This window comes from Pseudomonas sp. Irchel s3b5, from assembly GCF_900187435.1.
Classification (GTDB): Bacteria; Pseudomonadota; Gammaproteobacteria; order Pseudomonadales; family Pseudomonadaceae; genus Aquipseudomonas.
This window is the reverse complement of the sequence record NZ_FYDY01000003.1, coordinates 226,245-250,765: the sequence shown is the minus strand read 5'-3', so window position 1 is coordinate 250,765 and position 24,521 is coordinate 226,245. Positions and strand designations below refer to the sequence as shown.

Genomic DNA, 24,521 nt, shown 5'->3' with positions numbered 1-24,521 from the left:
CACACCGCACTTGCGACGAGCCCACCCGTTTTGGGGCCCTTGATACAGGCAGGTCAGGGGTTCCTTCTTTACACCAGGCTCACACCGCACTCGCGACGAGCCTCCCGTTTTGGGGACCTTGGTACAGGCAGGCCGGGGATTCCCTCTTTTATTGCTCCCGCAGATGAATCACCAGCCGCCAGCGGTTATCAACCTCACTACCGGCCCAGTCGCCCTGCAGGGGCCGGGCCGCCACCAGTGTCAGCAACAACCCGCCATCACTCAATCGCACCCGCCAGTTCACGTCCTTGTCGCCCAACTTGAGCTGGCCTTTCTGTGCCTTGCCTTCAGCGCCGAACAACAGCGCGACGCTGCCCTCGACGATCTCGCCGTGAGTCTTGGGTTCGTTGTTGAACCACACCACCAGGCCATCGCTCGTCACTTCAATCTGCTGCAGCACGCTGGGGTCTGGCGTGGTCAGGCGACCGATCATCAGCCCCACCATCACCCCGACAATCGCCAGCGACGCCATCACCCTCAGGAATAGTTTCGAACGCAGGTCGGCTTGCGGCGTAGAATGCCGCTCATCTTTACCTTCGGAGCCGTGCATGTTTCACGTCATCCTTTTCCAACCAGAAATTCCGCCGAATACCGGCAACGTTATCAGGCTGTGCGCCAACAGTGGCTGCCACCTGCATTTGATCGAACCGCTGGGCTTCGACATGGATGACAAGCGCCTGCGCCGGGCTGGCCTCGACTACCACGAGTATGCCACCCTGCAACGCCACGCGGACCTCGCCAGCTGCCTGGAAAGCCTCGGTCATCCACGGCTGTTCGCCTTTACCACCAAGGGCTCGCGGCCGTTCCACGATGCCAGCTTTGCCCCGGGCGATGCGTTTATCTTTGGCCCGGAAAGCCGTGGTTTGCCGCCTGAAGTGCTCGACGCATTGCCCGCCGAGCAACGCTTGCGTTTGCCGATGCGTGAAGGCTGTCGCAGCCTGAACCTGTCCAACACCGTGGCCGTCGCCGTGTACGAAGCCTGGCGTCAGAACGGCTTCAAGTAACACCACCGTCCTTGTAGGAGCTGGCTTGCCAGCGAAAGCGATGTAACTGCCAACAGAGATGTCGAATGTTACGGCCCCTTCGCTGGCAAGCCAGCTCCTACAAAGGTCTCCATGGATCACACGGCTTCGTTTTCCCAATAAAAAAGCGCCTGTTACGGCGCTTTTTTTTCCATCCGCCGTTTATTGAACGGTTGGAGTTTCGCCGGCAGCCTGCATGCGTTGCAGCTCTTGCGCGTACAGCGCGTCGAAGTTCACCGGAGCCAGCATCAGTGCCGGGAACGAACCACGGGTGACCAGGCTGTCCAGGGTTTCGCGAGCGTACGGGAACAGGATGTTCGGGCAGAACGCACCCAGGGTGTGGCTCATCGAAGCGTCGTCCAGATTCTTGATCAGGAAGATACCGGCCTGTTGCACTTCAGCAATGAACGCCACTTCGTCACCGTTTTTCACGGTCACCGACAGGGTCAGCACGACTTCGTGGAAGTCTCCTTCCAGCGCCTTTTGACGGGTGTTCAGGTCCAGACCGACACTCGGCTCCCACTGCTGGCGGAAGATCGCCGGGCTTTTCGGAGCTTCGAAGGACAAGTCACGTACGTAGATGCGCTGCAAGGAGAATTGCGGTGCGGTTTCTTCTTCGCTAGCTGCAGTGTTCTGTTGGTCAGTCATCTCAGATCCTTTCTGATCTTGGGCTTTTATAGGGTATGGAATTCAGGCCCTGAGTAGCGCGTCGAGCTTGCCGGCGCGCTCCAGAGCGAACAAATCATCACAACCGCCGACGTGGGTGCTGCCGATCCAGATCTGCGGCACGGACGTGCGTCCGGCTTTCTGGGCCATGGCGGCGCGTACCTGCGGCTTGCCATCGACCTTGATCTCTTCGAAGTCCACGCCTTTGTTCTCGAGCAGGTACTTGGCTCGCGAGCAGTAAGGGCAGTAATCGCTGGAGTAGACGACGACGTTGCTCATATCACTTCACCAGCGGCAGATTGTCGGCTTTCCAGCTGGAGATACCACCGGACAGCTTGGCGGCGGTGAAGCCGGACTTCATCAGCTCGCGAGCGTGGGTGCCGGCGGTCTGGCCCATGGCGTCGACCAGGATGATGGTCTTGGCCTTGTGCTTTTCCAGTTCACCGACGCGGGCGGTCAGCTTGTCCTGAGGAATGTTCAGCGCGCCGACAATGTGACCGGCGGCGAAATCCTTGGTCGGACGAATGTCGATCACCACGCCTGCGTCCTTGTTGACCAGCCCGGTCAGTTCGCCGGTGCTCAGGCTACGGCCGCCGCCCTGCATTTGATAGGCAATCAGCAACGCCAGCAGTACGACGAAGATACCGACGAGAATGTAGTGGTTAGTGGCAAATTCAATCAGGTGAGCAACCATCGAAGGAGGTTCCAGGGCGTTAAAATGTCGGCCAGTATACACAGCCCCTATGGTGGGCCAAACCCCGTCCGGCGGTGACGTGGCCGGAACTTAGCTTTAAACTGCGACTCCCTTTTCCATCGCCCCTTTTTTACTTAAGCCAGAGCGGATTCCATGACTACCACGCCTAAACCTTTGGTCCTGATGATTCTCGACGGCTTCGGTCACAGCGACAACCCAGAATCCAACGCAATCTTTGCCGCGAAGAAGCCTGTGCTCGACCGTTTGTGGGCCACCGTGCCGAACGGCCTGATCTCGGGCAGCGGCATGGACGTCGGCCTCCCGGATGGCCAGATGGGCAACTCCGAAGTCGGCCACATGAACCTCGGCGCCGGCCGCGTGGTGTATCAGGACTTCACTCGCGTGACCAAATCGATCCGCGACGGCGAGTTCTTCGAGAACCCGACCATCTGCGCCGCCGTGGACAAAGCCGTCGCTGCCGGTAAAGCCGTGCATTTCATGGGTCTGCTGTCCGATGGCGGCGTGCATAGCCACCAGGATCACCTGGTCGCCATGGCCGAACTGGCCTTCAAGCGCGGCGCCGAAAAAATTTACCTGCACGCTTTCCTCGACGGCCGCGACACCCCGCCGAAAAGCGCGCAATCGTCCATCGAGCTGCTCGATGCCACGTTCCAGGCCTTGGGCAAAGGCCGGATCGCCAGCATCATTGGCCGCTACTTCGCCATGGACCGCGACAACCGGTGGGACCGCGTTTCCCAGGCCTACAACCTGATCGTTGACGGTCACGGCCAATTCAACGCCGCCACCGCCCAGGAAGGCCTGCAAGCAGCTTATGAACGTGGCGAGAGCGACGAATTCGTCAAAGCCACTTCCATCGGCGAGCCGGTAAAAGTCGAAGACGGCGACGCCGTGGTGTTCATGAACTTCCGCGCCGACCGTGCCCGCGAGCTGACCCGCGTGTTCGTCGAAGACAACTTCAGTGAGTTCGAGCGTGCCCGCCAGCCGAAACTGGCCGGTTTCGTCATGCTGACCCAATACGCCGCCAGCATCCCTGCACCGTCGGCTTTCGCTGCCGGCAGCCTGGAAAACGTGCTGGGCGATTACCTCGCGAAAAACGGCAAGACTCAGTTGCGTATTGCCGAAACCGAGAAGTATGCCCACGTGACCTTCTTCTTCTCCGGCGGTCGCGAAGAACCGTTCCCGGGCGAAGAGCGCATCCTGATCCCGTCGCCGCAAGTCGCCACCTACGACTTGCAGCCGGAAATGAGCGCGCCTGAAGTGACCGACCGCATCGTCGACGCCATCGAAAACCAGCGATACGACGTGATCGTGGTCAACTACGCCAACGGCGACATGGTCGGCCATAGCGGCGTGTTCGAAGCCGCTGTCAAAGCCGTTGAATGCCTGGACGTCTGCGTCGGCCGTATCGTCGAGGCGCTGGAAAAAGTCGGCGGCGAAGCGCTGATCACGGCTGACCACGGCAACGTCGAGCAAATGTCCGACGAATCCACCGGCCAGGCGCACACTGCGCACACCACTGAACCTGTGCCGTTCATCTATGTCGGCAAACGCGACCTGAAAGTCCGTGAAGGCGGCGTACTGGCGGACGTGGCGCCGACCATGCTGAAGCTGCTGGGTCTGGAGCAGCCGAAGGAAATGACCGGAACTTCGATTCTGGTCTGATCGGCTTCCCCGAAACACCGCTAAACCCTGTAGGAGCTGGCTTGCCAGCGATAGCAATCTGGCACCAACTGCTATGTTGAATGTGCCGACGCAATCGCTGGCAAGCCAGCTCCCACAGTGGTTTGTGGTGTTTTCGAAATGAAATTCAGCCTGACGTTGGGGCCAGTTATCACGCAGTCAGAAATGGGCGTTTTTTTTGCCGTCCATGGCGGGCATACTAGGCCGTCCCTTTCCCTGGTGCCGCCCGCCCCTATGCTCCGCATCCTGACTGCCCTAGCCCTGACCTGCCTGCTCCAACCGGCTTTCGCTGACGAGCGCGCGGACACCCAACAACAGTTGGACGCCACGCGTCAAGACATTGCCGAGCTGAAAAAGCTGCTGGGCAAGCTCCAGGAAGAAAAATCCGGTGTGCAGAAGGAGCTCAAGGGCACCGAAACCGAAATGGGCAAGCTTGAGAAGCAGGTCGACGCCCTGCAAAAAGAGCTGAAGAAAAGCGAAACCGAGCTGCAGCGACTCGATGCAGAGAAAAAAAAACTCCAGAGCGCGCGCACTGAACAGCAACACCTGATCGCCATTCAGGCCCGTGCGGCTTACCAGAATGGTCGTCAGGAGTACCTCAAGCTGCTGCTCAACCAGCAGAACCCGGAAAAATTCGCCCGCACCCTCACCTATTACGACTATCTGAGCCAGGCCCGCCTGGAGCAGCTGAAGAATTTCAACGAAACCCTGCGCCAGTTGGCCAATGTCGAAAAAGACATCGCCATGCAGCAGGCGCAGTTGCTGGTGCAGAAAAGCAGCCTCGACACCCAGCGCGACGAGCTCGACAAAGTCCGCCAGGAACGCCAGCAAGTCCTGGCCAAGCTCAATACCGATGTAAAGGCTCGCGACCAGAAACTGGCAGCCCGCGAGCAGGATCAGGCAGATCTGTCTAAAGTCCTTAAAACCATTGAAGAAACCCTGGCCCGCCAGGCTCGTGAGGCAGAAGAAGCGCGGCAAAAAGCGCTGATCGCCCAGCAGGAAGCCGAAAAAAAGCGTTTACGTGAGGCCCAGGCGCAGGCAGATGCCGGCGATGATGCCCCACGCAAACCCGTTAAGTCGTCACCCGGAGCACTGGTGTCCAGTTCCGGCGAGACCTTTGGTGGCCCTTTTGCGTCAACCCGCGGCAAACTTCCATGGCCTGTCGACGGTCGACTGCTGGCACGTTTCGGTGAAGGCCGTGGCGACGACTCCCGGACCAAGTGGGACGGCGTGATGATCAGCGCGTCTGCCGGCAGCACCGTACATGCGGTGCATGGTGGTCGCGTAGTGTTTGCCGACTGGCTACGAGGCGCCGGGCTGCTGGTGATCCTCGACCACGGCAACGGTTTTTTGAGTCTTTATGGTCACAACCAGACACTGCTCAAGTCTGCGGGTGATGTGGTTAAAGCCGGCGAGTCCATCTCCACTGTCGGCAACAGTGGCGGGCAGGACACGCCAGCGCTGTATTTTGCTATTCGTCAGCAGGGTCACCCGAGTGATCCGGCGCAATGGTGCCGCGCGCAAGGATAAGCGCGTTACCTAATTCAGGAGTTTGTTCGACATGCTGCATTTGTCCCGCCTTACCTCGCTGGCCCTGACGATCGCCCTGGTGATCGGCGCGCCTTTGGCGTTTGCCGCTCAACCAGCCCCGGCGGTCGCGCCAGCGGGCACTGCTGCGACCACCAAGGCGCCATTGCCGCTGGATGAGTTGCGCACGTTTGCCGAGGTAATGGACCGGATCAAGGCCGCTTATGTCGAGCCGGTGGACGACAAGACCCTGCTGGAAAACGCCATCAAGGGCATGCTCAGCAACCTCGATCCGCACTCCGCGTACCTGGGCCCTGAAGATTTCGCCGAGCTGCAGGAAAGCACCAGCGGCGAATTCGGCGGCCTGGGTATCGAAGTCGGCGCCGAAGACGGTTTCATCAAGGTGGTCTCGCCCATCGACGACACGCCAGCCTCCAAAGCCGGCATTCAGGCTGGCGACTTCATCGTCAAGATCAACGGCCAGCCAACACGCGGCCAGAGCATGACCGAAGCCGTGGACAAGATGCGCGGCAAGATCGGCGAAAAAATCACCCTGACCCTGGTACGCGATGGCGGCACGCCGTTCGACGTAACGCTGGCCCGCGCGGTCATTCAAGTGAAGAGCGTGAAGAGCCAGTTGCTGGAATCGGGCTACGGCTACATCCGCATAACCCAGTTCCAGGTCAAGACCGGCGAAGAGGTCTCCAAGGCCCTGGCCAAGCTGCGCAAGGACAATGGCAAGAAGCTCAAGGGCATCATCCTCGACCTGCGCAACAACCCTGGCGGTGTACTGCAAGCCGCGGTGGAAGTGGTCGACCACTTCATCACCAAGGGCCTGATCGTCTATACCAAGGGCCGCATCGCCAACTCCGAACTGCGCTTCTCCGCCACCGGCAAGGACGAAAGCGAAGCCGTGCCGATGGTCGTATTGATCAACGGCGGCAGTGCCTCGGCGTCGGAAATTGTCGCCGGTGCCCTGCAGGACCAGAAACGCGCAGTCGTCATGGGCACCACCAGTTTCGGCAAAGGTTCGGTACAAACCGTGCTGCCACTGAACAACGACCGTGCGCTGAAGATCACCACCGCGTTGTACTACACGCCGAACGGTCGCTCGATCCAGGCCCAGGGCATCGTGCCGGACATCGAAGTGCGCAAGGCCAAGATCACCAGCGAGCAGGACAGCGACTACTTCAAGGAAGCCGACCTGCAGGGTCACCTGGGCAATGGCAACGGCGGCGCCGACAAACCGACCGGTTCCGGCGGCAAAGCCAAGCCGATGCCGCAGGACGACGATTACCAATTGGCCCAGGCCCTGAGCCTGCTCAAAGGGCTGAGCATCACGTCCGGCCGCTGAGATGTTTCTGCGATTACTGATCGGTCTGTTGTTTTGCCTGGCGGGTGTTGCTCACGCAGCGCCCGCCGACTCAACGCCTCACAAGGCCTACTTAAGCCTGATCATCGATGACCTGGGGCAGAACCTGCCCCGAGATCGCCGCGTACTGGCCCTGCCCGGCCCGGTGACTGCGGCAATCATGCCCGACACCCCCCACGCCACCGAATTCGCCCGCGAAGCCCATCGCGCCGGCAAGATCGTCATCCTGCACATGCCGATGGACCCGGCCACCGGGCCGTTCGCCTGGCACCCTGAGCTGCCCATCGAAGAACTGGAAAAACGCCTGAACGCCGCGTTCAAAATGGTCCCGTACACCAGCGGCATCAATAACCACATGGGCAGTCGCATGACCGCCCAGCGACCGGCCATGACCTGGTTGATGGCCGACCTGCAGCGCCGGCACAAACTCTTTGTCGACAGCCGCACCAGCGCGCAAACCGTCGCGGCGGCCGAAGCGCAGAAGATCGGGTTGGCGAGCGTTTCGCGGGATGTTTTTCTGGATGATGAAGCAACGGAAGCGGCGATCTTCACACAGCTACAGACGGCAATCAGTCTTGCGCACAAACAGGGCTCGGCGGTCATGATCGGGCATCCGTATCCGCAAACGCTGGCAGTGCTGGAGCGAGAACTGCCCAAGCTGAAAGCCCAGGGGATCGAGTGGATTGATATCAAGCAGATGATCAGCGTGCGCGGCAATCGCGCCACGGCCGCTCATGGCAAAGACGGCGTTTACAGATAAACACCCCGTTACATCCTATAAATAGTTACCACCAAATACCCAGCGTCATTCCGGATAGTGAGACCTCCCAAAGGTCGCGACCCTCTTGAGTCGCCTTTCAACTATCAGGATTGACTATGACTACCCATGACGATGCCACATTGCCAACCCGGCAAATGGAACCCATTAAGCTCGACAACCTGCTGATCAACTTCACGACAGAATTTCAGCGGATCTGGGATACCAACGGAACACGGGCAAAAACCGTTGCCTTTTGGCGCCCCACACCCGCCCCGGATGCATTGCCGGGATACTTCCCGCTGGGTGACATTGCCATTCACCGCGACGGCAACATCAACGGCGAAGTGATCGCGGTCGTCGTGCGCGAGGGAAATTCACCTGGCGACGACACGAAAGGAAACGCACTCAGCCGGCCCACCGACTTCGAACTTTATTGGAAAGACTCAGGGTCGGGCGCAGTCACACGCGCTTCGATCTGGCGCCCGATTCCGCCTGCCGGCTATGTTGCGTTGGGGCTGGTCTGCGCCAACGACTACAACAAACCTTCGCTCAATGCTGTCCGCTGCGTCAGGGCGGATCTGGTTATCGCTGCAAATGTCAGCGATCTGATCTGGAACGACAAAGGCAGCGGTGCAAAGATGAGCTTCAGCGCCTGGAGCATTGAGCCGCCGACCGCCGAGCCGGGCGATCTCTACTTCACCCCAGGCACATTCACAGGCAACCAAAGCTACAGCAAGCCTGTAACACCGGTCACCGCGTACGCATTGCGGATGCAGATCCCACTGCAAGTCACTTCCCCACCACAAGCGCCGGCACTCTCCGGACACGCCAAACCACCAGTGGACGAAGCAGCCAACGTTACGCAAATAGCCCGACTCCCCTGGTTCGCGGTCATGGACTACGTGCAGCCCAGCGAACAACTCCTGAAATCCCCGTACTACGACCTGAAAAGAACCGACCACTACGTGTTGGTCGGATACGAGCGAAACACAACGGACAAGACCCGGCCAATCAAATGGACAATTGACCCTGTTCAAAGCCCAAGGCAAATGCAGTCATTCAATAGACAAACTTCTGTTGATTTCGAAAGGGCCTGGCCGAACACCGCACCAAGCGATGTCCGGACGACAAAGTTCTCGGCCTGCCTGCCCAAGAACTTCACTCACACCGAATCAGGCTCGAACGGATGGAGCGAATCGCCCCCTCTGGTGATCATCGCCATGGCTGCAAAACACAAATCTGTGGCGGTTTACCTGTTGGAAAGTCACTACGAGTTAACACGTGAGGACGGCACCCAAGTGACTGGAAAAATCGGCTATACCGACGACTCCAGCGTTCACCTGACGCAATATCCACCAGAAAAAGAAGAGTGCCCTCCACTGACGACGAGCACAGACACTGTTGAAAACACCAGCGACGCCAATGTCATTGCACAGGCATCACCCGATCTGCCAACCGCTACAGATACCGTGCCATGATGTCGTCAACCACACCTTCTTTGCGCAATTGATCCAGCGCGGCCTGAAGCTTGGCGACGACCTCGTCGGACACCTCTTTATTCAGGGCCAGATACAGTTCTGCGCTGTTGAAGCGCAGCACTGTCTTGAGGCCGCTCACGCCTTCTTGCCGCGCCAGATAACGTCCGGCAGGATCTCCGGTAGCCCACAAATCGATCTGGCCGCTGACCAGTTTCTTCGCGTTATCCTGATCGCGCAAAACCACCACCGGGTTCAAGCCTTGCTTGGCCAGCGTCGTGGCAATGGCATCGCCCTTGTAGGCGCCGACCTTGTACTTGCGGGCGTCATCCAGGGTTCCCAGGGTGATTTTACTGTCCGCCTTGGCCAGCATGATCCAGTCGTCCGGGCCGATCGGCCCGACCCACTTGAACAGCCTCTCGCGATCCGGCAGGCGCGCCATCACGAATGCACCGTAACCGGGGTTTTCCAGGGCGAGTTTGTAGACACGCTCCCAAGGGAAACGCAGCGTCAGGCTGTAGGTAATATCGGCGCGTTTGAACATCTCGCGGACGATGTCCACGGCGATGCCATTGATGTTCTCGTCCTGAGCGAAGTTCTTGCCGTTCTTCGCCATGTTGTACGGAGGGAAGTTTTCCGTGAGCAACACCAGGTCGGTATCGGGGCTGTCTTTGGCGTGTACCCCGTTGATCAACAACAGGGAAGCGCTGGCGAGAACTAAAAGAAAGCGTTTAAGCATGTCTGGCTACCGAGATCCTTGGCGTACCCAAGAGTGCCTTGGGCACGCCATGATGTCCACTGGCCTGCATCGGTTTGTTTAGCGCATCACAATTGCGCGATGAGCCATGTAGGCCTTGGCTTCCTGCACGGTGTATTCGCCGAAGTGGAAAATACTCGCCGCCAACACCGCGCTGGCGTGACCTTCGATAATGCCATCGGCCAGGTGTTGCAGGTTGCCGACACCGCCGGAAGCAATCACCGGAATGCCCAGCGCATCGCTGATGGCGCGGGTAACCCCCAGGTCAAAGCCGTTCTTCATGCCGTCCTGATCCATGCTGGTCAGCAGGATTTCACCGGCACCCAGGCCTTCCATCTTCTTCGCCCATTCGACAGCGTCCAAGCCGGTCGGCTTGCGACCGCCGTGGGTGAAGATTTCCCAGCGCGGGGTTTCGCCCGGTCCGGAAACCTTCTTCGCGTCGATCGCGACGACAATGCACTGCGAGCCGAAATGCTGCGCCGCTTCGCCGACGAATTCAGGGTTGAACACCGCTGCGGTGTTGATCGAGACCTTGTCCGCACCGGCATTGAGCAGGTTGCGGATGTCTTGCACGGTACGCACGCCACCGCCCACGGTCAGCGGGATGAACACCTGGCTGGCCATGCGCTCGACGGTATGCAGCGTGGTGTCGCGACCGTCGACGCTGGCGGTGATATCGAGAAAGGTAATCTCGTCGGCACCCTGCTCGTCGTAACGACGGGCGATTTCCACCGGGTCACCGGCGTCGCGGATGTTTTCGAATTTCACACCCTTGACCACCCGGCCGTTGTCCACGTCCAGGCAAGGGATGATGCGTTTGGCCAGAGCCATACTTAATCTCCGATTAAGAGTTGCAAGCTTCAAGCTATAAGCTGCAAGTAAGAGCGGATCGCGGTCGCGCTTTTAACTTGCAGCTTGCAGCTTACAGCTTGGAGCTGGCCGCGTAGCCATCACAAAAAGCTTGAGCCTCAGCAACATCCAGAGTGCCCTCATAAATCGCGCGGCCTGTGATCGCACCGATGATGCCTGGCGCCTTGGCGTCGAGCAGCGACTTGATGTCACCGAGGTTGTGGATGCCGCCGGAAGCGATCACCGGGATCTTCGTGGCAGCCGCCAGCGCAGCGGTGAACGGTACGTTGCAGCCCTGCATCATGCCGTCTTTGGCGATGTCGGTGTAAACGATCGAAGACACGCCGTCAGCTTCAAACTGCTTGGCCAGATCGATCACCTGAACGGTGCTGATTTCAGCCCAGCCGTCAGTGGCGACGAACCCGTCCTTGGCATCCAGACCCACGATGATTTTGCCCGGGAAAGCGCGGCAGGCTTCGGCGACGAAAGCCGGGTCTTTCACGGCTTTGGTGCCGATGATGACGTAGCTCACGCCCGCTTTCACGTAGTGCTCGATGGTTTCCAGGGAGCGGATACCACCGCCGATCTGGATCGGCAGGTTCGGGTAGCGCTTGGCAATCGCGGTGACAACTTCGCCGTTGACTGGCTGGCCTTCGAAGGCGCCGTTCAGGTCGACCAGATGCAGACGACGGCAACCGCCCTCCACCCACTTGGCAGCCATGCTCACCGGGTCATCGGAGAACACTGTGGAATCTTCCATACGGCCCTGGCGCAGACGAACACAGGCACCGTCTTTAAGATCGATAGCGGGAATAATCAGCATCTGGCAAACCTTCAAATTTGAATGATCAGCTTGGCTCGGAAATCAGTTTTTCTCGAGCGCCCACAGGTCGCTTTCAATGCTTTCGAACCTCTCTTTGAGGTGCGCCTGCACATCGAAAATCGCCCTGTTGTAGTAGTGCGGAGCAATTTCGCGGGTAAACAGCTCAAGAATCTCCCCCGCCTCGAACGAACCGAGGTCAAGTTCGAAGCGGTCCTCCATGAAACGCTTGATCTTGTGATTGGCCTCGTTCTCCTGTTCGGGAGTGAGGGTCAGGATCGGCGGCTTCTTCTTGACTGCCATTTACCAGCGACCGTCCCACGCAGCGAAGTTCTGCAGCAATTGCAGGCCATGGGTATGGCTTTTCTCCGGGTGGAACTGCACGGCGAAACGCGAGCCTTCGGCCAGCGCCGCAGCAAAATCGACACCGTAATGACCGCCACCGACCACCTGCCGCGCATTAGTGGCGGCGATGTAGTAGCTGTGCACGAAGTAGAAACGCGCCATGTCCGGAATGTCGTGCCACAGCGGGTGGCTGACCTTCTGCTTCACCTGGTTCCAGCCCATGTGCGGGACTTTCAGGTGTTCGCCGTCTTCATGCAGGTCCTTGCCGAAGAACTTCACCTGGCCCGGGAACAGGCCGATGCAGTCAACGCCATCATTCTCTTCGCTGGTGTCGAGCAAGGCTTGCATGCCGACGCAGATGCCGAGGAACGGCCGGTCCTGGCTGACTTCACGTACCAGCGAATCGAAACCGAGGCGACGGATCTCCGCCATGCAATCGCGAATCGCGCCAACGCCGGGGAAAACCACCCGGTCGGCTTCGCGAATCACGTTGGCATCGCTGGTGATCAGGACCTTGCCGGCACCGACGTGCTCGAGGGCCTTGGCCACCGAGTGCAGGTTACCCATGCCGTAATCGATAACCGCGACTGTCTGCATTACAGAACGCCTTTGGTCGACGGCATTTGCCCGGCCATGCGGTCATCGAGCTCGACGGCCATGCGCAGGGCGCGGCCGAAAGCCTTGAACACGGTTTCAATCTGGTGGTGGGTGTTGGTGCCACGCAGGTTGTCGATATGCAGGCTGACCAGCGCGTGGTTGACGAAGCCCTGGAAGAATTCCTGGAACAGGTCAACGTCGAAGCCGCCCACAGTGGCGCGGGTGTACGGCACGTGCATTTGCAGGCCTGGGCGACCGGAGAAGTCGATCACCACGCGCGACAGCGCTTCATCGAGAGGCACGTAGGCGTGGCCGTAGCGACGGATGCCTTTCTTGTCGCCGATGGCTTTGGCAAATGCCTGGCCGAGGGTGATACCGACGTCTTCCACGGTGTGGTGGTCATCGATATGCAGGTCGCCCTTGCTGACAATATCCAGGTCGATCAACCCGTGACGGGCGATCTGGTCCAGCATGTGCTCAAGAAAAGGAACACCGATATCGAATCGGGCCTTTCCGGTGCCATCGAGGTTGATCGAGGCTTTGATCTGGGTTTCCAGAGTGTCGCGCTCGACAGACGCCTTACGTTCGGCCATCACCAGCTCCGCAAAATCATTGGGCGAAAAAGGCAGCCATTATAGGGGCGCGGGCGCGAAACAGAAACATGGGAGGTGATATGGCTGACGGAGTGAACTCATCAACCCTGGAGCTATACCTGTCATGACATGTAGGAGCTGGCTTGCCAGCGATGGCGGTGTGCCTGACACACCGCGTCGCATTGATCGCCAGCAAGCCGGCTCCTACAGAAGTTGGGCGTTAGTGGAACAGCACTGCCGTCTTCTGCAAGGTCACCCAAACACCCCACGCCAACGGAATACCCACTACCAACCACGCGGCAATCGCCAACGGCTTGGTGCCCGGCGCCGCTTTCCACTCCAGCGACGTGCTGCTGTCCGCGCCTTTGTCGTGGCCCAGGGCCTGTTCGGCAGCCAGTTCAGCGTCGGTCATGAAGTACTTGTCCGCCACCGGACGCACCAGCAGGTTGCACAGGAAACCCAGCACCAGCAGGCCGGCGAGGATGTACAGCGTGATGTCGTACGCTGCCGCGCGCTCGACGCCGATACTCAGCTGATACTCACGCAGATAGTTCACCAACACCGGACCCAATACGCCAGCAGCAGCCCACGCCGTCAGCAGGCGACCGTGAATCGCGCCGACCATTTGCGTACCGAACAGGTCGGCCAGATACGCTGGAACCGTCGCGAAACCACCGCCATACATCGACAGAATGATGCAAAACGCCGCCACGAACAGCGCGATGCTGCCCAGGTGACCCAGGTTCGGAATCAGTCCGTACAAGGCAAAGCCCAGAGCGAAGAACACGAAGTAAGTGTTTTTACGGCCCAGGTAGTCCGAAAACGAAGCCCAGAAGAAGCGCCCACCGATGTTGAACAGACTCAGCAAACCGGTGAAACCGGCAGCGATGGCGGCAATCGAAGCCAGTTGCGAGGCGTCCAGTTGACCGAAGGTCAGGTCATTGCCCAGCAATTTGCCCGCGAACACTTCCTGCAACAGCGGCGACGCCATGCCCAGGATGCCGATACCGGCCGATACGTTCAGGCACAGCACCAGCCACACCAGACGAAATTGCGGCGTTTTCCACGCTACGTTCACGTGTACGTGACGGTGAGTGATCATGGCGTTCGAGGCTTTTTTCGCCGGAGCGGTCCAGCCTTCAGGCTTCCAGCCGGTTGGCGGAACGCGGTAGGACAACGCGCCACCGATCATGAACACGAAGTAAATCGCGGCCATCACCAAAAAGCTCTGCCACACACCGACGCTGGTTGGCGAAGCGAAGTGGCCCATCAGCGCTGCAGCCAACGGCGCACCGACCATCGCGCCACCGCCGAAGCCCATGATCGCCATGCCAGTTGCCATGCCGCGCTTGTCCGGGAACCACTTGATCAAGGTCGACACCGGCGAGATGTAACCCAGGCCCAGGCCGATACCGCCAATGACCCCGGAGCCGATCCACATCAGCCAGATCTGGTGGGTATACACCCCCAGCGCCGAAATCAGCAGGCCACCGCACCAGCACAAGGCCGATACAACGCCAGCCTTGCGTGGCCCGGCATGTTCCAGCCAGCCGCCCCAGATCGCGGCCGAGCAGCCGAGGAAGATGAAGAACAGGGTGTAGATCCAGCCGAGCATCGAGATCGGCCAGTCACACTGGGATGAAAAGACTTGTGCGATAAAGCTCATGTCCGGCGCGCAGGCGACCGGTGCGGTGACGCCCAGCGCCTTGGACAGCGGCAACCAGAACACCGAAAACCCGTAGGCCATGCCGATGCAAAGGTGAATGGCCAACGCGGCCGGTGGCACCAGCCAGCGGTTGAAACCGGGCCTGGCGATAATGCGTTCCTTGGACAAGAACGCAGGCTGGTCGGCATTTAAGCCGTCCGCCGTGATACTCGTGGTCATTGTGAATCCCCAATTATTAGTATGGTTCGCCAGCCACTGCTCACCCCGGGCCTTTATGCACGCAGGCATGACCGTTTTTTTGAGTGAACACCTTGTTGCGCGACAACAGGTCGCAGAAAGACGGACGAACGGGCGAAGGTTACCATTTGCAGCTGACAGAAAAACCAAACTGACATCACGACTCGTACGTCGACTGATCTCATCATTATGTGAACGCCTACAGAAAATGGCACCCTCTAACTGCACAGGAGTCCCCATGCCGATCATTGTCGAGCCGCTAAACCAGGCCACTAATCAGGATCAGCAGGATCTGCAAAAAATTTACCGCGACGCTCCCGAATGGCTGTTCGCCCCGTTTTCCGGGGATGCACAACTGATCGAAGACTGTTTGCGAGACGGCTCGCTGATCGCTGGCCGCTTCAATGACCGCCTGCTCGGAGCCGCTCGTTTGCAACGGCACCAAGACGTTTGGTACTTGTCCCAAATTTGCGTACGAAAAATTACCCGTCGCCGTGGGGTCGCCGAACGCCTGGTGACTGAAGCCCGGAGTATGGCTGCGCAATCGGGCGCGACATTGTGTCTGCTGGCACCTGCCGGGCATTTGGAGGCTCAGGCGCTGGCGACCAAACTGAACGTGTCCCTGCAGGTATTGACCGACTGATCGCTGACCGGTCGTCCGTTCCGGGGCGCTATACTCCCCGGCTAAATTTCGAATTCGACTAACTACAAGGACTCGCCCATGAAAGCGTTCGGCAAAATCCTGGGTCTGGTACTTCTCGGGCTGTTGCTGATCATTGTGGCACTGGGCTTTGCCCTGACCCACCTCTTCGATCCCAACGACTACAAAGACGAGATTCGCCAGATTGCCCGCGACAAGGCCCACATCGAGCTGACGCTCAATGGCGATATCGGCTGGAGCCTGTTCCCGTGGCTGGGCCTGGAATTGCACGACGCCAGTGTCGCGACCCTGGTCAAACCGGCCGAACCGTTCGCCGACTTGCAAATGCTCGGTCTGTCGGTGCGCGTACTGCCGCTGCTGCGCCGCGAAGTGCAAATGAGCGACGTACGCGTCGAAGGCCTGAACCTGCGCCTGAACCGCGACAAGGATGGCCACGGCAACTGGGAAGACGTGGGCAAGAAGCCTGTCCCGACCACTGCCGACGCCACCACCGCGCCTGCGGCGAACGCCGGCGAGCCTGCCCCGGACACGACCGCCCAAGCGGAAAAACCGTCGCAGCCGATGCGGCTGGACATCGACAGCCTCACCGTCAACAACGCCCGCGTCGAGTACAACGACGAAAAAACCGGCAAGCAGTTCAGCGCTGAAAGTATCCAGCTGAGCACCGGCGCAGTGCATGATTCCACCAACATTCCGGTCAAACTCACCGCATTCCTGGGCACCAATCAACCGGTCTTGCGTGTGCGCACTGAACTCAATGGCGAGCTGCGCTTCGAGCGCGCCTTGCAGCGCTACAAATTCGAAGACATGAAGCTGTCCGGCGAAGTCTCCGGCGACCCGCTGCAAGGCAAAACCATGACCTTCGCCGCTCAGGGCCAGCTGCTGCTGGACAAGGCTGCCAATGTCGCCGAGTGGACCGGTATCAAAATTTCCGCGAACCAGTTGCGGGCACTGGGTGAACTGAAGGTCAACGACCTCGACAAGACCCCACAGGTCAACGGCGGCCTTTCGATTGCCCAATTCGACCTGGCGAAATTCGTCGACAGCATCGGTCAGAAACTCCCGGCCATGGCCGAAGGCAGCCTGAGTAAAGTCGAGCTGGTCACTCGCCTGACGGGCACGCCGACCAGCGTGGCATTCGACAACATCAACCTGAAACTCGATGAAAGCACTTTCAGCGGCCGCATCGCCGTCGAAGACTTCGCCAAGCAATCACTGCGCGCCAACCTCAAGGCAGACACCTTCAACGTTGACCGTTACCTGCCGCCGAAATCTGCTGAGGCCAACAGCGCCAAGCAAGTGCGCCAAGCCGAAGTCGCAAGTACCGAAGCCGATGCCATGGCGGGCGCCGGCAGCACCCCGCTGCCTCCATCGCCGACCAAGGAGGCCTGGAGCAACGAACGCCTGTTGCCGGTGGAGCGCCTGAGCAAACTCGATGTGGACGCCGACCTGAGCTTCGGCCTGTTGACCCTGGAAAACCTGCCGATTCAAAACGCCGCGCTCAAGGCCACCGGCCAGGGCGGTCTGCTGACCCTGGTGAACCTGAGCGGCAACCTGTACGAAGGCAACTTCAACGCCGCTGGCACCCTCGATCTGCGCCAGCCTGTACCGGCGCTGAACCTGCTGACGAAGATCAGCCGCGTCCCGGCAGAGAAAATCCTCGAAAGCCAGGGCAAGAATCCGCCGGTCAAAGGCCTGGTCACGCTCAACAGCAACCTGACCGGCAACGGCAACAGCCAGAAAGCGCTGATCGAAACCCTCAACGGCACCACCAGCTTCGTCATCAACAACGGCGTGCTGCTCAATGCCAACCTCGAACAACAGCTGTGCAAAGGCATCGCCACGCTCAACCGCAAATCCCTCAGCGGCGAGCCTCGCGGCAAGGACACACCGTTCCAGGAGCTCAAGGGTAACCTGACGTTCCGTAATGGCGTGGCCAGCAACCCGGATCTGAAAGTGCGCATCCCGGGCATGACCGTCAACGGCAATGGCGACATCGACTTGAGAGTCCTGGGTATGGATTACCGCGTCGGCATTGTCGTCGAAGGCGACAAGAGCGACATGCCGGACCCGGCTTGCCAGGTCAACGAGAAGTTTGCCGCCATCGAGTGGCCACTGCGCTGCCGCGGCCCGCTGGAGCTGGGCGCCAAGGCTTGCCGCCTGGATAACGACCGCATGGGCCAGGTCGCGGGCAAGCTGGCTGGCGACAGAATCAGCGAAAAAATCGACGAGAAATGGGGCGACAAGGTCGACCCGAAACTGAAAGACGCGCTCAAGGGGCTGTTCAAGCAATGAGAGCCGAGCAGTTTTCAACGGCGGTGCTGGACTGGTTCGACCGCCATGGCCGGCACGATTTGCCCTGGCAGCAGGACATCAACCCGTATCGGGTATGGGTCTCGGAAATCATGTTGCAGCAGACCCAGGTCAGCACCGTGCTGAACTACTTTGACCGTTTCATGGCCTCGTTGCCGACGGTCGAAGCCCTGGCAGCGGCACCGGAAGACGAAGTGCTGCACTTGTGGACGGGCCTGGGTTACTACACCCGTGCGCGCAATTTGCAGAAGACCGCGAAGATCGTCGTCGAACAGTACGGCGGCGAATTTCCTCGGGATGTGGAAAAACTCACTGATTTGCCGGGGATCGGCCTGTCCACCGCTGGCGCCATCGCCAGCATCAGCATGGGCCTGCGCGCGCCGATCCTCGACGGCAACGTCAAACGCGTGCTGGCGCGCTTTACCGCGCAGGAGGGCTACCCCGGCGAGCCGAAGGTCGCCAAACAGCTCTGGGCCAACGCTGAGCGCTTTACGCCGCATGATCGGGTCAACGCCTACACCCAGGCGATGATGGATTTGGGCGCTACGCTTTGCACCCGCAGCAAACCGAGTTGCCTGCTCTGCCCGCTGGAAAAGGGCTGTGAAGCGCACATGCTCGGCCTGGAAACCCGCTACCCGATCCCCAAGCCGCGCAAAGCCATCCCACAGAAGCGCACGTTGATGCCGATGCTCGCCAACGGTGAAGGTGCGATCCTGCTTTATCGTCGCCCTTCCACGGGCCTGTGGGGCGGTCTCTGGAGCTTGCCGGAACTCGACGACCTCGACGACCTGCAACATCTGGCGTCGCAGCACTCGCTGGAGCTGGGCGCACAACAGGCGCTGCCAAACCTGGTGCACACCTTCAGCCATTTCCAGTTATCCATCGAACCCTGGCTGGTTCAGGTCCAGGAGTCCGGCCATCACGTGGCCGAGGCCGACTGGCTCTGGTATAACCTCGCCACCCCGCCGCGCCTGGGCCTTGCCGCCCCGGTCAAAACCTTGCTCGAACGCGCGGCCGCCGTATTGAACGCAGGAGAGTCGTCATGACCCGCACCATCATGTGCCGCAAGTACAAAGAAGAACTGCCAGGCCTGGAGCGCGCTCCGTTCCCGGGCGCCAAAGGCCAGGACATTTTTGATCACGTCTCGCAAAAGGCCTGGGCCGACTGGCAAAAACACCAGACCCTGCTGATCAACGAAAAACGCCTGAACATGATGAACGCCGAAGATCGCAAATATCTTCAGGGAGAAATGGACAAGTACTTCTCCGGCGAGGATTACGCCAAGGCCGAAGGCTACGTGCCGCCGTCGGAATAACCCCGATTTATCGGGGGGCGGCACGTAAGCGACGGTAATAATTAAAATTTTTTTGAAAACTTGCTTGACGACCCCCTGAAAAACCCGTTTAATGCGCCCCGTTGCCCAGATAGCTCAGTCGGTAGAGCAGGGGATTGAAAATCCCCGTGTCGGCGGTTCGATTCCGTCTCTGGGCACCACCTTTCGTTTTCAGGTGATGCCAAGCACACCTGAAAGCACACAAGAAGCCCGCCTAGTGCGGGCTTTTTGTTGTCTATGGTTTCCTAAACTGACCTAGGCAGCCCAAAGTTTTGGGGGCAAGGTTGGGGGCATGACCGGTTCGGTCATGCCCCCAACAAAATGGTGCTTCACGGCCCTGAAAGTCACGCCCCTGAGCGACTCCGCTCTCAACGCAGCCAAACCCCGGGAGTAGCCTTACAAGCTCGCGGATGGTGAAGGCTTGTATCTCGAAATTATGCCCACCGGCTCAAAGCTCTGGCGCGGTCAATCCGTTTACGCGTCGTGTAGACGGGTATTAGTCCGCAGATTCTGGTAATCCCCTGGAGGCCTTGCGGATCAAGGCCTGCGAGATCTTTCAGAAAACAACCATAGGTGAGGATTTAAAGCGCCTCTTGTTGAGTACCTGAATCCAACGGCAGACCGAGTCGTTACCTTTGGCCCATCGCACCCCAAACACGAACGGCCATGGCCAAGTGCAACGACGGCAGGCGAGCCCATTTATTTTTTCGGGGCTGCGGTCAGAACCGCTGTCCTCAGCAGTAGCGGACTGGTGTATGGATACAAAAAAATACGTAGTCCTTATCTGAGGGCTTCGGATTTTCCGACCGTTCATGGATATAGTCGAAAATACTTAACCAAACAGAATCAGTCCATTATTTGGAAATTTTCAGGTAGTTATGGCTGTATTTTGTTGGCTATATAGTGAAAACGACTGGCATAAGCTTTTTATACTGCATATCCCGCTGGTCTGCAGGCTTTGTCCTACAGAACGGGCTTGCCCACAACGCAGGCCCGGTTACGCGAAGCAACTGGCTTATGGGTCGGCGCTTCGACGCTCGGTGGTCATATCCAATAACAAGATGAGGTGCCCCTTATGCCCGTAGGCAATCACTTACCCCATGGCGATACCACTCAGGGCGGCCCGCTCAAACGCGAACTCGGCGAACGGCATATTCGCTTGATGGCACTCGGTGCCTGCATCGGCGTCGGCCTGTTCCTCGGTTCGGCCAAGGCCATCGAAATGGCCGGTCCGGCCATCATGCTGTCCTACATCATCGGCGGTCTGGCGATTCTGGTGATCATGCGCGCCCTCGGCGAAATGGCCGTGCACAACCCGGTCGCCGGCTCGTTCAGCCGTTACGCCCAAGACTACCTCGGCCCATTGGCGGGCTTCCTGACTGGCTGGAACTACTGGTTTCTGTGGCTGGTGACCTGCGTTGCGGAAATCACCGCGGTGGCGGTGTACATGGGCGTCTGGTTCCCTGATGTGCCGCGCTGGATCTGGGCCCTGGCGGCACTGATCAGCATGGGCTCGATCAACCTGATCGCGGTCAAGGCCTTCGGTGAGTTCGAGTTCTGGTTCGCCCTGATCAAGATCGTCACCATCGTTGCCATGGTGTTCGGCGGCATCGGCGTCATTGCCTTCGGTTTCGGCAACGACGGTGTGGCGTTGGGCATTTCCAACCTGTGGACCCACGGCGGCTTCATGCCCAACGGCGTGCAAGGCGTGCTGATGTCCCTGCAAATGGTGATGTTCGCTTACCTGGGCGTCGAGATGATCGGCCTGACCGCCGGTGAAGCGAAGAACCCGCAGAAAACCATTCCCGATGCGATTGGCTCGGTGTTCTGGCGAATCCTGCTGTTCTACGTCGGTGCGTTGTTCGTGATCCTGTCGATTTACCCGTGGAACGAAATCGGCACCCAGGGCAGTCCGTTCGTGATGACCTTCGAGCGACTGGGCATCAAGACCGCTGCCGGTATCATCAACTTCGTGGTGATCACCGCGGCATTGTCGTCGTGCAACGGCGGCATCTTCAGCACCGGGCGCATGCTGTACAGCCTGGCGCAGAACGGCCAGGCCCCGGCCGGTTTCGCCAAGACTTCGAACAACGGCGTACCGCGTCGTGCGCTGCTGCTGTCGATTGGCGCCTTGCTGCTGGGCGTGTTGCTCAATTACCTGGTGCCGGAAAAAGTCTTCGTCTGGGTGACGGCGATTGCCACCTTCGGCGCGATCTGGACCTGGGCGATGATCCTGCTGGCCCAGCTGAAATTCCGCAAAGGCCTGAGTGCCAGCGAACGTGCCGGTCTGAAATACCGCATGTGGCTGTACCCGGTCAGCTCCTACCTGGCGCTGGCGTTCCTGGTGCTGGTGGTCGGCCTGATGGCGTACTTCCCGGACACCCGCGTGGCGCTGTATGTGGGGCCTGCGTTCCTGGTGCTGCTGACGGTGTTGTTCTACGTGTTCAAGCTGCAACCGACCAATGCAACTCAAGGTGTGGCGCGTTCGGTTTCTTAAGTCGTAGTGCCTGAAATGCAAAAGCCCATTCCGTTTGCTGCACTTAAGCGGAGCAGCAATACGATTCACGGAATATTGGTTTTTGGTATTTTCAACGCCCTAGGCTTTGTCGGTCTAGGGCGTGCAGTTGTGAACAACAAACCAATATTGTTTTTAGATCAAGCTTGGTCTTTCAACATGGTCTGCACTTGTTAAAAAACCACCTGGTCAAACTTGAGCCGACATGAGCGGCACGTCAGGAAGAACCTTTTTCCTCAGTCGCGCCCTCAGTTGTGCCCAGCCTTGGCCCCACTCAACATACAACTCAGTACATGCGCAGCCTGTAGCCAATGGTTCGATTTTGTCTCTGGCACCAAATACCGAAACCCCTGAATCGCAAGATTCAGGGGTTTTTATGCCTGCGATTTGACGAGGCACTCCCCCAGGCATCATCGAAGCGACAAAATCCCCCCATCCCAGGCTGAGTCCAGAAATGCCTTCAGGCATTGGATATCAGTTATTTCTGCTTGTCTTTTGTCTGTCAGAACGCTCCCAACGCCTTAACGGAAAGGGATGACATACGCCGACTTACAGTTTGTGCAGAATCGCAGGAGGAGCTGCCGCATACCCGGCAGCAGAGACACAACAGGGATGTCGCCAATGACTAACGTCATCAAACCAGAGGTAGAAACCACTGAGCTTTTCTCTGGGCAAGAGATCAGGACTCTAAATTTTGATAAGCGGCAGTCAACATTGCTTCGCACGCTCGCCGAAGGACTGGCCGCGATCGGCGGGCCGCAGGCCCCAGGAGCCGACTCGAAAGCCTCTTTGGCAGCCATTGAGTTGAAGCTCTCTTTCTCGAAAGACCAATGCGAACTGCTGGGCACCTACTCCGATGGCCTTGTTTGCGTGTTGATCTTTGAGGGGCTGCAAAAAATCACCGATGTCAGCCCCCCCAATGAATTGCCCGCCCTGACATCCCTGGAGAATCGATACGACGTCCTTTGCCTGGCCGCGCGTAATCAGATCTTGTTGAAACTGGTGGACAACAGCGCCTTTGCCTACGACATGGACAATGAAGGAAAACTGGTTCGGCTGGTGGCGAATTTCAAGGGCGGCGGACTTATCAAAGTCCCTGCCGAGCCGGACATCAAAGAACTGAGTTCCCACTCAGGCCTGGCTCTCGGCCCACACACCGAAGCGCCTTACTGGTGCGCAATAAACGCGAAAGATGGGCACTCTCCCTCGCCGTCGTCGCTCATCCTCTCGGCCCTATGGAACCCAAGCCTGGAGCCGACCTCGGTCATTGCGCTGCCACCCGTTCTGGAAAAAATCGGTGTAACCAACTGTCTTGCTTTGACTACAGGGAATTTTCAATTCACCCGTAGTGACTCCTTTGTCAGCGGCAAAGGAGAGGACGGGCGCAACGTTTCGATTCTGGAGTTCGATGACAAGGTCGGATTCGCGGTCCGTTTCAACGCCTATCGTTTTTCGGTCAGCGACAACGCCTCTCACTTTGCCAAAACAGCCTTCGCCGCCTTGTGCCAGAGCATAGGTGAAGCAACTCCAGTCGAGCACACCCTGACGCAAGAGTCGGCAATGGTCATCAATAACGTCCGGGCTCTGCACTGTCGTGACCGGATCAAAGACAACAGGCGCGTTCTGGTCCGCATCTTCGGACTCTCGAAGTTTTCTTCTCCCATCGTAATAACAGACGACCCGTTGCGACTTCAGGGCTGACGCCTAACGCAGATTCAATCCATTGAATGGCTGGACAAGTGGAAGACTGGCCAATAATTGTAAAAGAGAGGGTGAGATGTCTTGGGACGTTATTGGCATGTTGGCGCTCGTCGCGTTTTGCGCTGGCTTCTTTGATGCAATAGCAGGTGGCGGCGGGTTAATAACTCTGCCAGCACTGTTTTTGGCTGGGGTTGACCCCATCAGTGCCATTGCAACGAACAAGTTTCAGGCCGCCTCGGCAACCATTTCGGCAACCGCAACCTTTGCTCGCAAAGGAATGATCGAGTGGCGCGAGGGCCGATTCCTGGTTATTTGCGGTTTCATTGGCGGAGCCAGCGGGGCCTTGCTGGTCAGCTCTGTTGATAAGCGCTATCTGGAAGTCTGCGTGCCCATCATGCTGATTCTGGTGGCCATCTATTTTGCGCTGTCTCCAAAGCTGGCCAATGAAGATCGACGCAAGAGAATCGGCATTCTGCTTTTTTCGTTCACCGTTGCGCCGATCCTGGGTTTTTACGACGGTATATTTGGTCCCGGCGTGGGCTCTTTCTTTATCGTCGGATTTGTCCTGCTCTGCGGCTTCGGCATGATGCGGGCCATGAGTTTTACCAAGCTGGCCAACGCTTCATGCAACCTCGGTTCTCTGTCGGTTTTCATCACCAAAGGTGTGATTATCTGGCCGGTAGCCATCGCCATGGCTTTGGCGGCCTTCCTCGGCGCCCAATTGGGTGCTCGAGCTGCGGTCCGGGTTGGACCACGGCTGATCAAACCCATGTTGATCGTGGTCTGCTGCGCCTTGGCCATCAAACTGCTGAGCGTAGAAACCAATCCCTTACGCATCGCGGTCATCCAGACATTGGCCTTGTTATGAAAAACCCTGA

24 protein-coding genes and 1 tRNA gene are annotated in these 24,521 nt (G+C 58.8%); 14 read left to right on the top strand and 11 right to left on the bottom strand.

The window, feature by feature from the left end; translation table 11 throughout:
* Positions 1 to 148 precede the first annotated feature (148 nt).
* On the bottom strand, positions 149 to 589 hold the full coding sequence (locus CKW15_RS05110) for a hypothetical protein (RefSeq protein WP_095151744.1): 441 nt from the start codon (positions 587 to 589) through the stop codon (positions 149 to 151).
* Here CKW15_RS05110 and CKW15_RS05105 point away from each other — a divergent pair.
* Entirely contained in the window at positions 588 to 1,043 is a 456-nt protein-coding gene (locus tag CKW15_RS05105; RefSeq protein WP_095151743.1) for a tRNA (cytidine(34)-2'-O)-methyltransferase, read from the top strand. The two genes, CKW15_RS05110 and CKW15_RS05105, sit on opposite strands and share 2 nt — an antisense overlap.
* A gap of 180 nt (positions 1,044 to 1,223) precedes the next feature.
* On the opposite strand, the gene secB is transcribed toward CKW15_RS05105, so the two are convergent.
* The 3 genes from secB to CKW15_RS05090 are packed head-to-tail and all read right to left on the bottom strand — an operon-like array spanning position 1,224 to position 2,421.
* The gene (secB, locus tag CKW15_RS05100; RefSeq protein WP_007949026.1) at positions 1,224 to 1,709 is read right to left on the bottom strand and encodes a protein-export chaperone SecB; all 486 of its coding nucleotides are present in this window, start codon (positions 1,707 to 1,709) and stop codon (positions 1,224 to 1,226) included.
* 42 nt (positions 1,710 to 1,751) lie between these two features.
* Positions 1,752 to 2,006: a glutaredoxin 3 gene (gene grxC / locus CKW15_RS05095; protein ID WP_095058294.1), complete on the bottom strand. Its 255-nt coding sequence runs from the start codon at positions 2,004 to 2,006 to the stop codon at positions 1,752 to 1,754.
* Between the two features lies 1 nt (position 2,007).
* Positions 2,008 to 2,421, bottom strand: coding sequence for a rhodanese-like domain-containing protein (locus CKW15_RS05090; protein ID WP_053153177.1), 414 nt, complete (start codon positions 2,419 to 2,421; stop codon positions 2,008 to 2,010).
* 153 nt (positions 2,422 to 2,574) lie between these two features.
* On the opposite strand from CKW15_RS05090, the gene gpmI reads away from it, so the two are divergent.
* From gpmI to CKW15_RS05065, 5 genes are all read left to right on the top strand, one after another.
* Positions 2,575 to 4,104, top strand: coding sequence for a 2,3-bisphosphoglycerate-independent phosphoglycerate mutase (gene gpmI, locus CKW15_RS05085; protein ID WP_095151742.1), 1,530 nt, complete (start codon positions 2,575 to 2,577; stop codon positions 4,102 to 4,104).
* Positions 4,105 to 4,356: 252 nt separating this feature from the next.
* A complete protein-coding gene (locus CKW15_RS05080) occupies positions 4,357 to 5,652 on the top strand; it encodes a murein hydrolase activator EnvC (RefSeq protein WP_095058292.1) in 1,296 nt (431 codons plus the stop codon).
* A 31-nt stretch (positions 5,653 to 5,683) separates the two neighbouring features.
* A complete protein-coding gene (locus CKW15_RS05075) occupies positions 5,684 to 7,003 on the top strand; it encodes a S41 family peptidase (RefSeq protein ID WP_095058291.1) in 1,320 nt (439 codons plus the stop codon).
* A 1-nt stretch (position 7,004) separates the two neighbouring features.
* The gene (locus CKW15_RS05070) at positions 7,005 to 7,781 is read left to right on the top strand and encodes a divergent polysaccharide deacetylase family protein (RefSeq protein WP_095151741.1); all 777 of its coding nucleotides are present in this window, start codon (positions 7,005 to 7,007) and stop codon (positions 7,779 to 7,781) included.
* Between the two features lie 116 nt (positions 7,782 to 7,897).
* Positions 7,898 to 9,259 (top strand): Vps62-related protein, encoded by a 1,362-nt coding sequence (locus tag CKW15_RS05065; protein WP_095151740.1) that lies wholly within the window; start codon positions 7,898 to 7,900, stop codon positions 9,257 to 9,259.
* Here CKW15_RS05065 and CKW15_RS05060 read toward each other — a convergent pair.
* From CKW15_RS05060 to CKW15_RS05030, 7 genes are all read right to left on the bottom strand, one after another.
* Positions 9,240 to 9,995 (bottom strand): ABC transporter substrate-binding protein, encoded by a 756-nt coding sequence (locus tag CKW15_RS05060; RefSeq protein WP_095151739.1) that lies wholly within the window; start codon positions 9,993 to 9,995, stop codon positions 9,240 to 9,242. The two genes, CKW15_RS05065 and CKW15_RS05060, sit on opposite strands and share 20 nt — an antisense overlap.
* A gap of 78 nt (positions 9,996 to 10,073) precedes the next feature.
* Positions 10,074 to 10,844, bottom strand: a complete 771-nt coding sequence (gene hisF / locus CKW15_RS05055) for an imidazole glycerol phosphate synthase subunit HisF (RefSeq protein WP_095058287.1) — start codon at positions 10,842 to 10,844, stop codon at positions 10,074 to 10,076.
* Between the two features lie 91 nt (positions 10,845 to 10,935).
* Entirely contained in the window at positions 10,936 to 11,685 is a 750-nt protein-coding gene (gene hisA, locus CKW15_RS05050; RefSeq protein WP_095058286.1) for a 1-(5-phosphoribosyl)-5-[(5-phosphoribosylamino)methylideneamino]imidazole-4-carboxamide isomerase, read from the bottom strand.
* A 42-nt stretch (positions 11,686 to 11,727) separates the two neighbouring features.
* Complete coding sequence (locus tag CKW15_RS05045) at positions 11,728 to 11,985, bottom strand: DUF2164 domain-containing protein (protein ID WP_095058285.1); 258 nt, start codon at positions 11,983 to 11,985, stop codon at positions 11,728 to 11,730.
* Entirely contained in the window at positions 11,986 to 12,624 is a 639-nt protein-coding gene (gene hisH / locus CKW15_RS05040) for an imidazole glycerol phosphate synthase subunit HisH (protein WP_095058284.1), read from the bottom strand. It abuts the gene before it with no gap.
* Positions 12,624 to 13,217, bottom strand: a complete 594-nt coding sequence (hisB, locus tag CKW15_RS05035; RefSeq protein WP_003218037.1) for an imidazoleglycerol-phosphate dehydratase HisB — start codon at positions 13,215 to 13,217, stop codon at positions 12,624 to 12,626. Before hisB ends, hisH begins: the two co-directional genes overlap by 1 nt.
* Before the next feature lie 220 nt (positions 13,218 to 13,437).
* Entirely contained in the window at positions 13,438 to 15,102 is a 1,665-nt protein-coding gene (locus CKW15_RS05030; protein ID WP_095151738.1) for an OFA family MFS transporter, read from the bottom strand.
* A 256-nt stretch (positions 15,103 to 15,358) separates the two neighbouring features.
* Between CKW15_RS05030 and CKW15_RS05025 the strand changes: the two genes are divergently transcribed.
* The 8 genes from CKW15_RS05025 (at position 15,359) to CKW15_RS04985 (ending at position 24,511) form a co-directional block, all read left to right on the top strand.
* Entirely contained in the window at positions 15,359 to 15,763 is a 405-nt protein-coding gene (locus CKW15_RS05025; protein ID WP_095151737.1) for an acetyl-CoA sensor PanZ family protein, read from the top strand.
* Between the two features lie 78 nt (positions 15,764 to 15,841).
* On the top strand, positions 15,842 to 18,076 hold the full coding sequence (locus tag CKW15_RS05020) for an AsmA family protein (protein ID WP_095151736.1): 2,235 nt from the start codon (positions 15,842 to 15,844) through the stop codon (positions 18,074 to 18,076).
* A complete protein-coding gene (mutY, locus tag CKW15_RS05015; protein ID WP_095058280.1) occupies positions 18,073 to 19,140 on the top strand; it encodes an A/G-specific adenine glycosylase in 1,068 nt (355 codons plus the stop codon). The genes CKW15_RS05020 and mutY overlap by 4 nt, the downstream gene beginning before the upstream one ends.
* Complete coding sequence (locus CKW15_RS05010; protein WP_007989188.1) at positions 19,137 to 19,409, top strand: oxidative damage protection protein; 273 nt, start codon at positions 19,137 to 19,139, stop codon at positions 19,407 to 19,409. Before mutY ends, CKW15_RS05010 begins: the two co-directional genes overlap by 4 nt.
* Positions 19,410 to 19,512: 103 nt before the next feature.
* Positions 19,513 to 19,588, top strand: a tRNA-Phe gene (locus tag CKW15_RS05005).
* A 914-nt stretch (positions 19,589 to 20,502) separates the two neighbouring features.
* Positions 20,503 to 21,924 (top strand): amino acid permease, encoded by a 1,422-nt coding sequence (locus tag CKW15_RS04995; protein WP_095151735.1) that lies wholly within the window; start codon positions 20,503 to 20,505, stop codon positions 21,922 to 21,924.
* 639 nt (positions 21,925 to 22,563) lie between these two features.
* The gene (locus CKW15_RS04990) at positions 22,564 to 23,643 is read left to right on the top strand and encodes a hypothetical protein (protein WP_095151734.1); all 1,080 of its coding nucleotides are present in this window, start codon (positions 22,564 to 22,566) and stop codon (positions 23,641 to 23,643) included.
* 76 nt (positions 23,644 to 23,719) lie between these two features.
* The gene (locus CKW15_RS04985; protein ID WP_095151733.1) at positions 23,720 to 24,511 is read left to right on the top strand and encodes a TSUP family transporter; all 792 of its coding nucleotides are present in this window, start codon (positions 23,720 to 23,722) and stop codon (positions 24,509 to 24,511) included.
* The last annotated feature ends 10 nt before the right edge of the window (positions 24,512 to 24,521 follow it).

Bases quoted from the DNA above. Each gene is read 5' to 3' on its own strand.
- mutY (WP_095058280.1), top strand. From the start codon at position 18,073: ATGAGAGCCGAGCAGTTTTCAACGGCGGTGCTGGACTGGTTCGACCGC.
- CKW15_RS04995 (WP_095151735.1), top strand. From the start codon at position 20,503: ATGCCCGTAGGCAATCACTTACCCCATGGCGATACCACTCAGGGCGGC.
- CKW15_RS05065 (WP_095151740.1), top strand. From the start codon at position 7,898: ATGACTACCCATGACGATGCCACATTGCCAACCCGGCAAATGGAACCC.
- CKW15_RS05105 (WP_095151743.1), top strand. From the start codon at position 588: ATGTTTCACGTCATCCTTTTCCAACCAGAAATTCCGCCGAATACCGGC.
- CKW15_RS05020 (WP_095151736.1), top strand. From the start codon at position 15,842: ATGAAAGCGTTCGGCAAAATCCTGGGTCTGGTACTTCTCGGGCTGTTG.
- CKW15_RS05090 (WP_053153177.1), bottom strand. From the start codon at position 2,421: ATGGTTGCTCACCTGATTGAATTTGCCACTAACCACTACATTCTCGTC.
- gpmI (WP_095151742.1), top strand. From the start codon at position 2,575: ATGACTACCACGCCTAAACCTTTGGTCCTGATGATTCTCGACGGCTTC.
- grxC (WP_095058294.1), bottom strand. From the start codon at position 2,006: ATGAGCAACGTCGTCGTCTACTCCAGCGATTACTGCCCTTACTGCTCG.
- CKW15_RS04990 (WP_095151734.1), top strand. From the start codon at position 22,564: ATGACTAACGTCATCAAACCAGAGGTAGAAACCACTGAGCTTTTCTCT.
- CKW15_RS05025 (WP_095151737.1), top strand. From the start codon at position 15,359: ATGCCGATCATTGTCGAGCCGCTAAACCAGGCCACTAATCAGGATCAG.
- hisB (WP_003218037.1), bottom strand. From the start codon at position 13,217: ATGGCCGAACGTAAGGCGTCTGTCGAGCGCGACACTCTGGAAACCCAG.
- CKW15_RS05030 (WP_095151738.1), bottom strand. From the start codon at position 15,102: ATGACCACGAGTATCACGGCGGACGGCTTAAATGCCGACCAGCCTGCG.
- CKW15_RS05070 (WP_095151741.1), top strand. From the start codon at position 7,005: ATGTTTCTGCGATTACTGATCGGTCTGTTGTTTTGCCTGGCGGGTGTT.
- CKW15_RS05010 (WP_007989188.1), top strand. From the start codon at position 19,137: ATGACCCGCACCATCATGTGCCGCAAGTACAAAGAAGAACTGCCAGGC.
- secB (WP_007949026.1), bottom strand. From the start codon at position 1,709: ATGACTGACCAACAGAACACTGCAGCTAGCGAAGAAGAAACCGCACCG.
- CKW15_RS05110 (WP_095151744.1), bottom strand. From the start codon at position 589: ATGCACGGCTCCGAAGGTAAAGATGAGCGGCATTCTACGCCGCAAGCC.
- CKW15_RS05075 (WP_095058291.1), top strand. From the start codon at position 5,684: ATGCTGCATTTGTCCCGCCTTACCTCGCTGGCCCTGACGATCGCCCTG.
- hisF (WP_095058287.1), bottom strand. From the start codon at position 10,844: ATGGCTCTGGCCAAACGCATCATCCCTTGCCTGGACGTGGACAACGGC.
- CKW15_RS05045 (WP_095058285.1), bottom strand. From the start codon at position 11,985: ATGGCAGTCAAGAAGAAGCCGCCGATCCTGACCCTCACTCCCGAACAG.
- CKW15_RS05080 (WP_095058292.1), top strand. From the start codon at position 4,357: ATGCTCCGCATCCTGACTGCCCTAGCCCTGACCTGCCTGCTCCAACCG.
- hisA (WP_095058286.1), bottom strand. From the start codon at position 11,685: ATGCTGATTATTCCCGCTATCGATCTTAAAGACGGTGCCTGTGTTCGT.
- CKW15_RS04985 (WP_095151733.1), top strand. From the start codon at position 23,720: ATGTCTTGGGACGTTATTGGCATGTTGGCGCTCGTCGCGTTTTGCGCT.
- hisH (WP_095058284.1), bottom strand. From the start codon at position 12,624: ATGCAGACAGTCGCGGTTATCGATTACGGCATGGGTAACCTGCACTCG.
- CKW15_RS05060 (WP_095151739.1), bottom strand. From the start codon at position 9,995: ATGCTTAAACGCTTTCTTTTAGTTCTCGCCAGCGCTTCCCTGTTGTTG.